The organism is Candidimonas nitroreducens (assembly GCF_002209565.1).
GTDB classification, from domain to species: domain Bacteria; phylum Pseudomonadota; class Gammaproteobacteria; order Burkholderiales; family Burkholderiaceae_B; genus Candidimonas; species Candidimonas nitroreducens.
Map to the genome: position 1 here is coordinate 326,822 of NZ_NJIH01000001.1, position 15,404 is coordinate 342,225.

The 15,404-nt window shown below is 62.5% G+C and carries 5 protein-coding genes; 4 read left to right on the forward strand and 1 reads right to left on the reverse strand.

The annotated features are described in order from the left end of the window. The first annotated feature begins 22 nt into the window (after positions 1-22). From CEY11_RS01455 to CEY11_RS01465, 3 genes are all read left to right on the forward strand, one after another. Positions 23-1,255, forward strand: coding sequence for a CaiB/BaiF CoA transferase family protein (locus CEY11_RS01455; RefSeq protein ID WP_198958804.1), 1,233 nt, complete (start codon positions 23-25; stop codon positions 1,253-1,255). 31 nt (positions 1,256-1,286) lie between these two features. Then, positions 1,287-2,537, forward strand: coding sequence for an acyl-CoA dehydrogenase family protein (locus CEY11_RS01460; RefSeq protein WP_158215163.1), 1,251 nt, complete (start codon positions 1,287-1,289; stop codon positions 2,535-2,537). Between the two features lie 619 nt (positions 2,538-3,156). Further along, complete coding sequence (locus tag CEY11_RS01465; RefSeq protein ID WP_088601554.1) at positions 3,157-4,350, forward strand: acyl-CoA dehydrogenase family protein; 1,194 nt, start codon at positions 3,157-3,159, stop codon at positions 4,348-4,350. Between the two features lie 508 nt (positions 4,351-4,858). On the opposite strand, the gene CEY11_RS01470 is transcribed toward CEY11_RS01465, so the two are convergent. Then, complete coding sequence (locus tag CEY11_RS01470; RefSeq protein ID WP_088601555.1) at positions 4,859-6,157, reverse strand: glucoamylase family protein; 1,299 nt, start codon at positions 6,155-6,157, stop codon at positions 4,859-4,861. 363 nt (positions 6,158-6,520) lie between these two features. Here CEY11_RS01470 and CEY11_RS01475 point away from each other — a divergent pair, with 363 nt between their 5' ends. After that, positions 6,521-15,187: a GH36-type glycosyl hydrolase domain-containing protein gene (locus CEY11_RS01475; RefSeq protein ID WP_088601556.1), complete on the forward strand. Its 8,667-nt coding sequence runs from the start codon at positions 6,521-6,523 to the stop codon at positions 15,185-15,187. The last annotated feature ends 217 nt before the right edge of the window (positions 15,188-15,404 follow it).

The window sequence follows — 15,404 nt, forward strand, 5'->3', positions numbered from 1 at the left end:
TTTCCGAAAGAGCTATTCAATCATGAAAACTATGACAATTCCCCCACAAAGTATCGCGGCGCGCGGCCCTCTTTCTGGGATCAAAGTCGTCGAGATCGGCATGTTGTTCGCCGGCCCTATGGCCTCCGCCTATCTTGGTGATTTAGGCGCTGATGTCATTAAGATCGAGCCGCCCAACGGCGACGAGGTTCGTCGCATGGGACATTTCAAAGAGGGCGAACCGCTGTGGTGGCGTGTCACTAACCGCAGTAAGAAGTTGTTGGCAGTCGACGTAAAGACTCCGGCTGGTGCCGAGGTTATTCGACGCCTTGCTGCCACAGCCGACGTTTTTGTCGAGAATTTTCGCCCCGGAAAACTCGCTAGCTGGGGACTGGACTATCAGACCTTATCCGCGATCAACCCGGGCCTGGTTATGCTACACATAAGTGGATACGGACAAACCGGCCCATATAGCGCCCGGCCTGGTATGGGAACCCTAGCAGAAGCATTCAGTGGTTTCGCCCATACTACAGGAGAGCCCGGTCGCCCTCCTACGTTGCCTGCATACCCTTTTGCCGATGGTGTGGCTGCGATGATGGGAGCACAGTCGATCTTGGCGGCATTGGTAAATCGAAGTCGTAATGGCGGCATCGGCGACGAAATTGATATCAGCCTGTACGAGCCGATTCTATCTTTGCTCGGTGCGATGGCGATCGACTACGACCAGTTGGGTGTCGTTGGTAAACGCCGCGGTAACCGCTCCACTTGGTCGACACCTCGAAATACGTACGAAACAAAGGATCACCGTTGGATCGCTGTATCCGCGGCAGCGAACTCTGGCGCTCGACGTCTGTTCAATGCCATCGGACGACCCGATTTAGCGGAACGCCCGGATCTACAGACCAATCCACAGCGGATGCTTAGGCTCGAAGAGTGTGACGGTGCAGTGGCGGATTGGGTGCGGGAGCACGATCAGGAGGAAGTGCTGAAGGTCTTCGAACAGGCCGGCGTGGTGGCGGGCCCGGTCTATGACGTCGCACAGCTCTTCGTGGATCCACACATCAAGGCTCGCGGGACACTGGTAGATCTCGATGATCCGATTCTGGGCAAAGTACGTATGCAGGGTGTGGTGCCCAGATTTCGACGAACGCCCGGCGAGGTACGTTATCCCGGCAAGGCCGTCGTTGGAGCCGATACTCGAGAGATTCTTACTAACCTCGACTACAGCAGTGCGGACATAAAGCAGCTGGAACAGGCAGGGGTAGTGAAGCTGTGATTGGTCTGGCCACAAGAAAGGAGAACGTGTGGTGAACTTCTCATTCAACGACGAACAACAAGAGCTGCGCGCCAACCTGCAGGCTTTCATTTCCGAGCACGTCACGGACACGGTTCGTAACGAATTGGCAGACGCTCACGCCGGAAATGGCAAAGGGCCACATCTCCGTGCGCTGCACGAAGATATATTCCGGCGCGGCTGGATGGCAGTCAGCTGGCCAAAGGAGTATGGAGGCCAAAGCGGTGAGACCATCACCCAGTTCATTGTGGAAGAAGAGTTTCTCCGTGGCTGCGACATGCGCATGGGCGCCGGTGGTACGGGAGGCCCAGCGATTCTGGCCTCCGGCACCGAAGAGCAGAAGAAAAAATACGTACCGGGAGCCGCGCGTCTAGATATCACATTCTGTCAGGGCTACAGTGAGCCCCATTGCGGCACCGACTTGGCGGGCATACGCTGCCGAGCAACGCGTGATGATGACAAATATGTCATTAATGGGCAAAAGATCTATACCACGAATGCTCAGAATGCGACCCATATCTTCTTGCTGGCACGCACCGATCCTGAATCGACGCGGCAGGCCGGCTTATCAGTACTGCTGGTTCCGATGAACACCGCCGGCATCACGGTTCGACCCTTGTGGACCATCCAGCATGAGCCACAGGCCCCGTCAAATACTACCTATGGTGAAACCCGAACTAACGAGGTGTTCTTCGACAACGTGGAGGTACCGGTATCCTGTTTGCTAGGTAAGGAGGGCGACGGCTGGAATGTCACGAAACGTGGATTGAATCTCGACCGCGTCGGCGCTTGGCGTTATCTCATGTCGGTGCGCCGCACCGAGGACATCGTCAATCTGCTCAAGAGTGACAACGAGGCCGTTGTCGGCTTACGCGACGACCCTGCTGTCCGTGACACCATCGCCGACCTGTGGATCGAGGCACAGATGTGCCGTCTGATGACTATGCGCAGCCTGTCCATCGCAGGCCGCCGTGGCGAGTTCGTCCACGAGGGCTCTGGCGAAAAGGTGGTAGGCCCCGAGCATGGCGTACGGGCCACTGAAGCCATCAGTCAGATCCTTGGCCCGTACGGCGCCCTCCTCAGCAGTTCACTCGAAGCTATTGAGTCTGGTGTCTATGCGCATAACTTGCTCGGCGCCTTCCAGTCGACGGTGAACCACGGTAGCGTCCAGGTTATGCGGGATCAGATAGCTCGCAAAGGCCTTGGGATGCCTAAGCCAGCTGGCAGCCCGAAAGCTCGCAGCTCAACCCTGACTACGAGCTAGTATGGTGAGCTAGAAGTTCGCAAAAAAACTTTTGATGACTGCGTGGATATCATCTGCCGGTTCAGATCAAACGGAAGGCTTTGGGTTGGCGTCGTGAATGCCTAGATATGGCTTGAGTGCCCGCTCTGGCTACCGAGTAGATCGGTAAAGGCTTCTGCGGATACTTTTTCCGGTCGGTGTGATGGGCCGGCTGTCAACCCGGTTCAGTTAGAGCGATGAAACAACTCAAAGTGAACATGACAGTGAGGATGATGAGCAAACCGAGCCGTGATTGAAAACGTTTCGCGCATAGCGTAGCTGCCCGCCCGGGCACTGCCTGATCGAGCGAGCTCGCTGCCTAGATATTAAATATGGTTCGCGGTGTGACACGCTAGCTCACAGTAACAATGCTCTTCTACGCACAGGCAAGCACAATGCGTGCCCGCAAGGCCAACGCTTGTATCGTTTTACGATGCATCGCCAATGCCATGAGTCGGTGGTACTGGGATTCGTTCAACAGCAGCTGCGCATTTGGTCTCTTTCGCCGCTGCCTTCTCTGTGTTTAGGTACTTACACAACAGATTAAGCAATTAACAGTTAGTTCAACGCATTTCTAACCCGGCACACTAGGAAAGTACATATGGATGTCTTGTTGGATGAGCAAGAGGCCTTGATCCAAGGCGCTATCCGCGATTTCCTCGCGCACGAATGCATGCCGCTTGTAACTCGAGCAGCCGAAAAAGAGGCCAGTGGCTACTCTCAGCCTTTGTGGCAGAATTTCACTGCGGGGGGCTGGATGGGCCTGTCGCTGCCCGAGACCTATGGCGGACAAGGGCTGCCGCTGCCGTATCTGTCACTGCTTTTTGAAGAACTCGGGCGGCATATCGCCCCGCTTCCGGTTCACTCGACGCTGATGCCGGCGTTGATCATTGCCAAATACGGCACTGAGTGGCAGAAGCAGCAGCTTCTGCCTGCGGTCACGGAGGGAAAACTGATTTTGAGCTTCGCCGTTCAGGAACAAGGTGGACGGTGGTCGGCAGACGCGATCAAACTTCTGGGCCAATACAAGCACGGTGGCATAGTGCTGACCGGCCGAAAGCTGTTCGTCACTGACTTCCGAAATTCAGGTCAGTGCCTAGTAGCGTTTCGCTGGGCAGACGGCCCCGAGAAAGGCACCGTGGGGCTGGCTCTGGTTGATGTCGCAACCGCTGGCATCACTGCCCGCAACTTGGCGCCACTAGCCAAAGACCAGGAGTGTGATGTCACCTTCGACGGCGTATACGTTCCCGTTGATAAGATTCTAGCAGGCGGTGCTGCTGCGGTCGATGACCTCATGGACTATGCAGCGGTTTTCTTAGCCTGCCTGATGCAAGGTGCCGCCCGCAAAACTATGGAGCTCTCCGCGATCTACGTATCACAACGTGATGCATTCGGCCAGCCGATCGGCGCATTCCAAGCGATCCAACACCTGGCTGCCGATATGCTCAACGCCGTTGACGGTATCGAGTTGCTCAGTCGCGAAGCGATTTGGCTTCTAAGCGAGAATTTGCCCGCACGGGTCGAGGTAGCCCAGGCTAAGGCCTTCGCCAACGAAAAATCCCTTTTTGTGTGCCGATCGTCGCAGCAAATGCATGGTGGAATAGGATTTATCGCTGAGTGCGACATTAATCTATGGTATCGCAAGGTGGCCTCCTGGGGGCTGCGCGGCGGCACAAAGTATGAGCACCGGCGCCTTATTGCCCGTGCGTTACTCGACACCCATCAAACGGTTCGTTTGGGGGACACGCAAAGCTTGCACGAGTCCTCATTCGGGCCAATTCGCGTACCGGATTGAGATGTATGTCCAGGCGGATTTTGGGAATAGCCGCACGATGTAGAGTATTTCGCCGCGGTATCACCATTTTGGAGGTATGAACATGGCTAGAATCAATAAGATCCTACCGGCACATCCATAGAAAGGTCATATCGGAAGTTTCTTCGACGGGTTTTACGTGGGCATTTAAGTTGTTCATGCCTAAGTAATTGTGGCATTGGCCAACGTATTTCATAAAATTGGCTTATAACGAAACCCGATGCATGCCGCAAAGCGAGAGCATACAGACTGACTCCGTTCTCGCATATATATTCACCTCCGACCAGCCGTGAGTAAAGTGAGTCTTCCGAGTATTAAGAAGACTCTAATTACTGAAAGCTGACAGAATGGGAGCTTGAGCAATCGAGCTGCGTTTTCTCCATAGTTTCGCGAACGCGCAATTCGTTTGGAGCAGCGGCACTTGCTGCGAAACTTACTTTACTTTGCTTTAATCAATAAGCCTCCACTCCGCGGAATCCGAGGTAGGTCACTACAGCCAGCCGCCGGTGAAACCGGCGCGCTTCAGGCCTGCGACGATATGCGGGCAGGCCTTCATCCATTCCCACAGCTTGCCGCTGCGGTAATTCTCGATCATGAGCACGATGGGGCCCTGGTTCAAGCCGTAATGCCAGCGCGATACCCAGCCATAAGGGCTGCGGATCTGCTCGGGGTGCGTCGGGTTGAAGGTGGCCTTGAAGCCATAGGGATTGCCGACCTTGAGCTTGACTTCATTGATGAAGTAATCGATGGCCGGCAGCACGATATCGGGCGCAAACGGCAGCGAGGCGACCACCGCCCAAGGGGCCAAGGTGCCGTCGTCGGGGCCCTCGGGCACGCCGCGGGCAATATAGTCGTAGAACTGGCAGTCCACCCCGTTGATCTTGCGCACATCGGGGCCCGGGCCGTCGCTGGCGGTAATGCCCCAGCACTTCCTGCCGTAGCGCTTGAAGCCGTGCGGATTGTCGATGGCATAGCGATGCTGCACATGGGTGGCGCGGCGGCTGTTTTCAAAATAATCGATACCCTTGCCGCGCATGTATTCGTCCTGGATGCCGCGAAAGTCGATCCATATGTGCGAGAGCTGGTGCGTGAACAAAGGGCCGGCATACAGATAGTCGAGCCCGTAGCTGTGTTTCCATTGGTAAGTCGAGGCCCATGCCGCGTAGCTGCTGGCAGGCAGCGCATGCGTGGGCGAGCCCAGGCCCAGCACGTACATCAGCAGCGCCTCATCGTAGCCTTCCCAGCGGTACTGGATGAAGCCGCTTTCAGGGTGCCAGCCGTGCGTGACTGTCTGGCCGCCGTTCTGCGCCCACTGCCAATCGGCGCGCTCGTAGAGCCGCAGCGCCAGGTCGCGGATCTCGCGTTCGGCGGGTGTGGCCGCGTCGAAGTACACCGCGGCGGTCAGCCCGCCGGCCAGCAGGAAGGCGCTGTCGATCGTGGACAGTTCGCACTTCCAGGCACGGCGCCCGGTCTGCATGTCGAGGAAGTGGTAATAGAAGCCCTTGTAGCCGGTGGCGTCGGGCTCGGGCCCCTGTGGGCTTTGATGGAAGAAGCGCAGCGTGGTCAAGGCGCGCTGTGCAGCATCGCTGCGCGCGATCAGGCCGGCCTCGACGCCGACCGGATAAGCCGCCAGCGCCAATCCAGTGGCGGCGATGCTGCACGGCCATCCCGGTTCGGTTTTGTCCAGCACCAGGCCGTTGGCCGGGTTCGCTTCATGCAAAAAATAACCGAAGGTTTCATGTTGGAGCAATCGCAATTCTGCGTCAGTGGATAATCGCACGTGTATCATCTCCTGGACTGCTCTGTTGGAAACTACAGTACAGAGTACAGTACAGGTTAGCGCCGTATCGCGGCTCTGCGCAACATTGCGCAGCTTTCCGTAACGCCCTGGGGTCAGCGCGCGCCGAACCGGGTCGGGCCCATCGCGGCCTGTTCCGCTGCCGGCCCGCTGCGCGGCGGTCTTGCCCAGGGCTGGGGTCTGCTCACACTAAAAGGGGCTTCCCTCCTTTAATGCGAGCAGGCTCTAACTCAGGCGTGCAATCACGCATCTGCGCGGCGCAAGGCCGCGGCCGGACAACGCATACCAGCATTCTTGCGCGGGCCGCAGACGCCATACGCTGTAGGCAGCCGGCCGACAAGGAGCAACAACTGCATGAAGCTGGGTTCAAGCATCGTGAACATACTCGAGAGGCGGCACACGGACGGCGGGTTCGGCCCGTTCGAAGCGCCCGTGCGCGCCGAACTCTTCAGCCAGGAAAGGCTGGAGCAGCATGCGGCCAGCCTGGCCAAGGCACAGGCCATCGCACACAAGCCAGGCCTGAAGCGTACGCTGGTGCGGCGCATGGCCGAAAACGAAAAAGTTCTGTTCGAATGCTTCGATGCGATCGCCCGCGCCACGCGCGAGCGGCGCTCTATTACACCCGCCGCGGAATGGCTGCTCGACAATTTCCGCGTGATCGAAGACCAGTTCAAGCAGACCCGCCGCGAACTGGCCAGCGCCACGTACAGAAAGCTGCCGCGGCTGGCCGAGGGCCCGCTGCGCGGCCATCCGCGCATCTACGGTGTTGCCTGGGCCTTCGTGGCGCACACCGACAGCCGCTTCGATGCGGCATTGCTGCGCAGCTTCATGCTGGCCTACCAGCGGGTGCAGCCCTTGACCATAGCCGAGCTGTGGGCCCTGCCCCTGGCCCTGCGCTGCGTGCTGATCGAGAACCTGCGGCGCATCTGCGTGTATGTCGCCGGCTCGCAGCACATACGCCAGCAGGCCGACGAGCTGGCCGACGATCTGCTGGCGCTGGACAAGCAGGCGAGTACCGGCAGCATGGACGATGTGCTGCGCGAGCGCGTGTCACAGCCGCTGCAGCCGGCCTTCGCGGTGCAGCTGATCCAGCGCCTGCGCTATCAGGACGTGTCGCTGCAATGGCTCAGCCGCGAGCTGGCGCGTTCGCATCTGACGGTGGACGGCGTGGTTCAGGCCGAACACGCCGGCCAGGCGGCGGCCAACATGACGGTGCGCAACATCATCACCGGCATGCGCGACATGTGGGCCTTCGACTGGCAGTCGCTGTTCGAAAGCGTCAGCCTGGTCGACGCCAGCCTGCGCCGCGGCGCAGGCTATGCCGACATGGACTTCATCACCCGCGACCGCTACCGGCATGCGGTCGAAGTCCTGGCGGCACGCAGCCCGCTTACCGAGCTCGAAGTCGCCGAGGCCGCCATGGCCAGGGCTGCGGCCGAGGGCACCGAACACCAGGATCCGCGCCACGGCGACCCGGGCTACTACCTGATTTCCAGCGGCCGCGACAGCTTCGAGCACGAAATCGGCTTTCAGCCTTCGTTGAAACAGCGCTGCATGAAGATCTACGCGGCGCATGCAAGCATCTACATCGGCCTGATCCTGCTGCTCAGCGCGCTGCTGCTGGCCGTGCCGCTGTGCCTGAGCGCCGCGGCCGGCGCGGATGCGCCGGCGCTCTGGCTGCTCGGCCTGCTCGGTTTCTTTCCGGCTTCCGATCTGGCGGCCCTGCTCGTGGACAAGGCTGTCATGCGCCTGATCGCCCCGCATCATCTGGCGCGCCTGGAGCTGCGGCACGGCATACCGAAGCGGCTGCGCAGCTTCGTGGTCATGCCTACGCTGCTGACTTCCGAAGCAGACATCCGCTCGCAAATAGACCACCTGGAAGTGCACTACCTGGCCAACCCGGACGGCGAGGTGTACTACGGCCTGCTGTCGGACTGGGCCGACGCAGATACCGAGGTTCGCGAGAGCGACGTGCCGCTGCTCGAGGCGGCCAGCCGCCTCATCGGCGAGCTGAACCGGCGCCACGGCCGGATGCCCGACGGCAGCTTGCGCTTCCACTTGTACCATCGCCGCCGCTTGTGGAACGCCGCGCAAGGCAAATGGCTGTCATGGGAACGCAAGCGCGGCAAGCTGCATGAATTCAACCGCCTGCTGCGCGGCGCCGCGGACACCTCTTTTCTGACGCGAGACGGCAAACCCGCCTGGGTGCCCGAGGGCGTGCGCTACGTCATCACCCTGGACAGCGATACCCGGCTGCCCATCGGCGCGGTCAGGCAGCTGGTGGGTGCGGCCGCGCACCCCTTGAACCGCCCGGGCATCGACCCCGATACGCAACGCGTCACCGAAGGCTACGGCATACTGCAGCCGCGCGTCACCCCGACCCTGCCCTCGACGCGCGAAAGCTCGATATTCCAGCGGCTGTTCTCGGGCCCTTGCGGCCTGGATCCATACGCCGCTGCGGTCTCCAATGTCTATCAGGATCTGTTCCAGGAAGGCAGCTACACGGGCAAGGGCATTTACGACGTGGATGCCTTCGAAACCGCGCTGGCCGGCCGCATTCCGGAAAACGCCATACTCAGCCACGATCTGTTCGAAGGCATATTCGCGCGCTGCGGCCTGGTCACGGATGTCGAGTTTTTTGAAGATTTTCCCTCCAACTACCAAGTGGCGGCCGCCCGCGGCCACCGCTGGATGCGCGGCGACTGGCAACTGCTGCCCTGGATACTCGGCCTGCGCGGCGACACCATTCCCGCCATAGGCCGCTGGAAGATGCTGGACAACCTGCGGCGCTCGCTGTCGGCGCCGGCGACGGTGGCGCTGCTGCTGGCAAGCTGGCTGCTGCCGCATGCCGCGCCGGCTGCCTGGGCCGCGGCCGTGATGCTGGTGCTGGCGGCGCCCGCCATTCTGTCCGTATGCCACGGCCTGCTGCCTACGCGCTCCGGCGTATCGGCGCTCAGCCACCTGCATGCCGTTGCATACGATCTGCTGCAAGGCTGCGCCTATGTGGCCATCGCAGTGACGCTGCTGGCGCACAAGGGCTGGCTGGCATTGGACGCCATCGGCCGTACGCTGTTTCGCCTGATGGTCAGCCATCGCCTGCTGCTGGACTGGGTGACCTCGGCCCAGTCCAGGCTGCGCGCCAGCCTGTCGCTGATGCACTTCACCTGGTCGCTGCGCGCGGCGGTACTGATCGCCGTAGCCGGCGCCATTGCCGTATGGCGCAACGATCCGCTGAATCTGCGCGTGGCCGCGCCGTTCCTGGTGCTGTGGGGTTTGTCGCCGTTTTTTGCGCACCTGATCAGCCTGCCGCCCGAATCGGCCAAACCTCGCCCTGCCACGCCCGAAGAGATACCGGCGCTGCGCGAAGCGGCGCGCCGCATCTGGCGCTACTTCTCGACCTTCGTAAGCGCCGAAGACCACGCCTTGCCGCCGGACAACTTCCAGGAAGACCCGCAGCCCGTCATCGCGCACCGCAGCTCGCCGACCAATTTCGGACTTTACCTGCTGTCGATCGTGACGGCGCGCGACTTCGGCTGGATCGGCCTGGCGGAGACCATCGACCGGCTCGAAGCCACATTGGGCACCCTGCAGCAGCTGCCGCGCTTTCGCGGGCACTTCTATAACTGGTACGACACGCGCGACCTCAGCATCCTGGAGCCGCAATACATTTCATCGGTGGACAGCGGCAATCTGGCCGGACACTTGCTGGCGCTGGCCAGCGCCTGCACGGAGCTGGCCGGCAAGCCTGTATTCGACGCCCGGCACCTGCAGGGCATCGCCGATTCCGTGCGCCTGATGCGTCGCGCCATGCCCGAGGAGCGCAACGACCGGCGCACACTGACGGTGAACCCCAGCCAGCTGCATGAGGGCCTGGACGAATTCGAGCGGGCGCTGCTGGCCTACACGACAACGCATGTCGCGGATTGGCCGGCGCTGTGGCGCGAGCTGGACGAACGCGCCGCGATCCTGCTGGATCTGGCCCAGACCAACGCGGAAGAACGCGGCGACTCGGAACAGAGCGAAGCGCTGGCCTGGGCCAGGGCGATACGTTCCGATGTGGCCAGCCACTTGCGCGACATCCCCATGCAAGAGCAGGCGCTGCAGCAATCCCAGCCGTTGCAGCAACAATACGCAGCGGATGCGGACGCACATGTGGGCGCGGGAGCCGCTGCGGATCCGGTGCAAGAGCCCGCAACGGGCGCGCGCGACGCGGCCTGCGCCAGGCTCGAGGCCCTGGCCGCCCTCAGCCTGCGGCTGTTCCGCGCCATGGATTTCGGCTTTCTGTACGATGCCGACCGGCGTCTGTTTTCCATAGGCTATCGCGTCAAGGACGCCATGCTGGACAACAGCTACTACGATCTGCTGGCGTCCGAGGCGCGGCTGGCCAGCTACGTTGCCGTGGCCAAGGGCGACGTGCCGCCCACGCATTGGCTGCGCCTGGGCCGGCCGATGACGCGCCAGGGCTGGGGAGCCGTGCTGTTGTCCTGGTCGGGCTCCATGTTCGAATATCTCATGCCCTCGCTGGTCATGTACACGCCCAGCCACAGCCTGCTCGACCAGACCTGCCGCCTGGCCATTGCCCGGCAGATCGAGTACGGCAAAGAGCTCGGCATCCCCTGGGGCATCTCGGAATCGGCCTACAATGTACGGGACAGATCCCTGACCTATCAGTATTCCGACTTCGGGGTGCCCGGGCTGGGCCTGAAACGCGGCCTGGGCCAGCAGCTCGTCACGGCGCCCTACGCCACCGTGCTGGCGGCGATGTACCAGACCGCCGCCGCGGTGCAGAACCTGGCCCGCATCGAAGCCGCCGGAGGCCGCGGCATTTACGGCTACTACGACGCCGTCGACTTCACGCCGTCGCGGGTTCCGGAAGGCCAGCACGCGGCGCCGGTGCGCGCTTACATGGCGCATCATCAAGGCATGTCGCTGGTGGCTCTGGGCAATGTGCTGTTCGATGGCGCGATGCGCCATCGCTTCCATCGCCAGGCCATCGTGCGCGCCGCCGACATGCTGCTGCAGGAGCCCCGTCCGCGCGAAGTCAGTGTGGCGCTGCCGCGCCGCGATCCGGCCGTCGCCGTGCTGTCCAAGGAGACCATCATGCCCGTGTCACGCAGATTTCGTTCCGCCAGGCAGCCGGTGCCGGCGACCCACCTGCTGTCCAACGGCCGCTATACCGTGATGATCACTGCGGCCGGCTCGGGCTACAGCATGTGCGACGGCATGGCGGTGACGCGCTGGCGCGAAGACAGCACCTGCGATGCCTGGGGCAATTATCTGTTCCTGCGCGATACGGCCAGCGGCGCAGTTTGGTCGGCGACTCAGCAGCCGGTGGGCGTCGAACCCGAACGCTACGAGGTGGTCTTCTCGGAAGACCGGGCGCGCATTTCGCGCCAGGACGGCGCGCTGTCCACCACTCTGGACGTGCTGGTGTCGCCCGAAGACAATGCCGAGATCCGCCGCTTGTCCATCACCAATTCAGACCAGCAGGCGCACGACGTGGAACTCACCTCGTACGCCGAGGTGGTGTTGGCCCCCATGGCCGCCGATGCGGCGCATCCGGCATTCTCCAATCTTTTCATCGAAACCGAGTATCTGCCCAATATCCGCGGCCTGGTGGCCATGCGCAGGCCGCGCAGCGCGAGCGACCCGCAACAATGGGCCGCGCACATACTGGCGGGCGGCGCCCAATTGGAAAGCGTAGGCTACGAAACCGATCGCGCCCGCTTCCTGGGCCGCGGGCGCAGCGTGCGCACGCCGGTGGCCATACTCGATGGACGGCCTCTTTCCAATACCGTGGGCTCGGTGCTCGACCCCATTTTCAGCCTGCGCACCCGGGTGCGCGTCGAGCCGGGCGCCACGGCGCACGTGCTGTTCGCCACCATGACGGCGCAAAGCCGCGAAGAGCTGGTCAATCTCGCCGACAAATACCACGACCCCGCCAGCTTCGAGCGCATCTCGACCCTGGCCTGGACCGAAGGCCAGGTGCGCCTGCATCATCTGGGCATCGACGCCGACGAGGCGCATCTGTTCCAGTTGCTGGCCAATCGCGTGCTTTATATGGACGCGTCCCTGCGCCCGGGCAGCGAGGTGCTCAAGCGCAATACCCTGAACGCCACGTCCTTGTGGCGCTACAGCATTTCGGGCGATCTGCCCATCGTGCTGCTGCGCGTGGACGAGCAGGAAGACCGGGAAATCGTGCGCCAGATGCTGCGCGCGCACGAATACTGGCACGGCAAGGGTCTGTCGGTCGATCTGGTCATCTTGAATGAAAGAAAGGCCTCGTACATCCAGGATCTGCAGACATCCCTGGAAACCATGGTTAGGGACAGCCAGTCCGCTCCAGCGGATTCGGGCCGCGGCGGCATATTCGTGCTGCGCTCGGATCGCATGGAGCTGGCCGAAATCGACCTGCTGCAGTGCGCCGCCCGCGCTGTGCTGGCAGGCCAGAAGCAAGGCAGCCTGGAAGAACAGCTGGCGCGCCTGAAGCGCCGCCCGACCAAGCCCACGCCAGCCGCTTTGCCGCATCGACGCGGTTCCGAGGCGAGCCATGCGGCCACGGCCGAAGCGCTGCCCGAGCTGGAATTTTTCAACGGCCTGGGCGGCTTTGCCGAACACGGGCGCGAATACACGGTCGTACTGGGGCAAGGGCAGCGCACCCCGGCGCCTTGGATCAACGTGGTGGCCAATCCCGGTTTCGGCTTCCTGGCTTCGGAATCCGGCTCGGGCTACACCTGGGCAGGCAACAGCCAGGAGAATCAGCTCACGCCCTGGTCCAACGACCCTGTCAGCGATGCGCCTGGCGAAGTCTTCTACCTGCGCGACGAAGACAGCGGCGCATGCTGGACGCCCACTGCCCTGCCCATACGCCTGGAACAGGCACGCTACATCGCCCGCCACGGCCATGGCTACACCCGCTACACGCATACCTCCAACGGCATCGCGGCCGAGCTGCTGCAATTCGTGGCGCGGCAGGATCCGGTCAAGATCTCGGTGCTGACACTCGAGAACCGTTCCACACACACGCGCAGACTCAGCGCCACCGCCTACGTCGAGTGGGTGCTGGGAACCTCGCGCGCAGCGGGAGCGCCCTTCATCGTTACCGAGATGGATGCCGACAGCGGCACCCTGTATGCGCACAATCCCTGGAACATGCAATTCGGCGGCCACACGGCCTTCGTGCACTGGACAGCGGAACTCGACTCCTGGACCGCCGACCGCGGCGAATTCATCGGCCGCAACGGCAATCTCGAGTCGCCGGCGGCTCTGGCGCGAAGCGCCAAGCTTGGCGGGCGCAGCGGCGCGGGCCTGGATCCTTGCGCAGCCTTGCGCACCGGCGTGCAGATCCGCCCCGGGCAGCAGTTGCGGCTGGTGTTCGTGCTGGGACAGGCCGACGACAGACAGTCGGCCGCGACGCTGGCGGCGCGCTACCGCGACATCGATCCCGATGCCTTGCTGGGTGAAATCACGCAGCAATGGGATCGCATCCTGGGTACCGTGCAGGTGCAGACGCCCGATCGTGCCGCCGACCTCATGCTCAACGGTTGGCTGCTATACCAGGTGCTGGCCTGCCGCATGTGGGCTCGCGCCGCCTTCTATCAGGTCAGCGGCGCCTATGGTTTCCGCGACCAGCTGCAGGACAGCATGGCGCTGAATCTGGCCCGCCCCGACCTGGCGCGCGCGCACATTCTGCGCAGCGCGGCCCGCCAGTTCCCCGAGGGCGACGTGCAGCACTGGTGGCACCCGCCCGGCGGCAGCGGCGTGCGCACGCACATTTCCGACGACCGTCTCTGGCTGCCTTATGTGGTTGCGGAATACGTGGCCACCACGGGCGATGCCGGCGTGCTGGACGAGCAGATCCCGTTCCTGGAGGGCGCGGCCGTCGAGCCGGGCCACGACGACGCCTACTACCAGCCGGCCGTCTCGGCACAGACGGCGAGCCTGTACGAACACTGCGTGCGCGCCATAGAATGCAGCCTGGCGCGCGGTGCACACGGCCTGCCGCTCATGGGCACGGGTGACTGGAACGACGGCATGAATCGCGTCGGCCACGAGGGCAAGGGCGAAAGCGTATGGCTGGGCTGGTTCCTGCACACTACCTTGTCGAGCTTCTCGCCGCTGGCGGCGGCGCGCGGAGAACACGATACCGTGCAGCGCTGGAAGCACTATGCGACAGAGCTGCGCGCCGCCATCCGCAAAGAAGCCTGGGACGGCGCCTGGTACCGCCGGGCCTACTTCGACGACGGCACGCCGCTGGGCACTTCCGCCGACAACGAATGCCGCATCGACTCCCTGGCGCAGACCTGGAGCGTGATCTCGGGCGCAGCCGAAGCCTCGCGCCAGCGCCGCGCCATGCAATCGGTCGAGGAATACCTGATCCGCCAAGGCGACGATCTGGTGCTGCTGCTGGCCCCGGCATTCGACAAAATGCAGCGCGACCCCGGCTACATCAAAGGCTATCTGCCCGGGGTGCGCGAGAACGGCGGCCAGTACACCCATGCGGCCGCCTGGTGCCTGATCGCCTACACGCTGCTGGGCGACGGCAATCGCGCCGGCGACCTGTTCCGTATGCTCAATCCCATCCACCATGCATCAAGCCGCGCCGGCGTACACGCCTATAAGGTCGAGCCCTACGTCGTGGCCGGCGACATCTATGCCGCGCCGGCGCACGTCAGGCGCGGCGGCTGGACCTGGTACACGGGCTCGGCCGGCTGGCTGTATCGAGCCGGCACCGAATGGCTGCTGGGCCTGCGCAAGCGCGGCGAGACCCTGCAGATCGACCCCTGCATCCCCGCCGACTGGCGCAATCTGCGCCTGCAGTATCGCCACGGAGCCTCTCTGTACACCATCGAAATCGAGAACCCGCAAGGGGTGTGCCGCGGCGTGGCGCAAATCGAATTCGACGGCGCCCCCCTGCCCCACGGCAAGAAGCGGGCAATACCGCTGGTGGACGACGGCCGGCCGCACAATGCGAAAGTGGTGCTGGGCGAGACGGCACGGCCGGTGGCCGAGTCCGATTGAAGGCCCGGCAAGAAGCTGATTCCGCCGCAGGAGAAAGCTGCGCTGTCGATAGCATTGCGCTATCGACAGCTGCGCCCGGCGTGCGCGCCCGTTGACGGAAGTCGATGACGGAAGTCGATGACGGAAGTCGATGACGGAAGTCGATGACGGAAGTCGATGACGGAATACGAGCGACAAGCAAGCAGGGAACATTAATATATAATCATTATCATTTTTA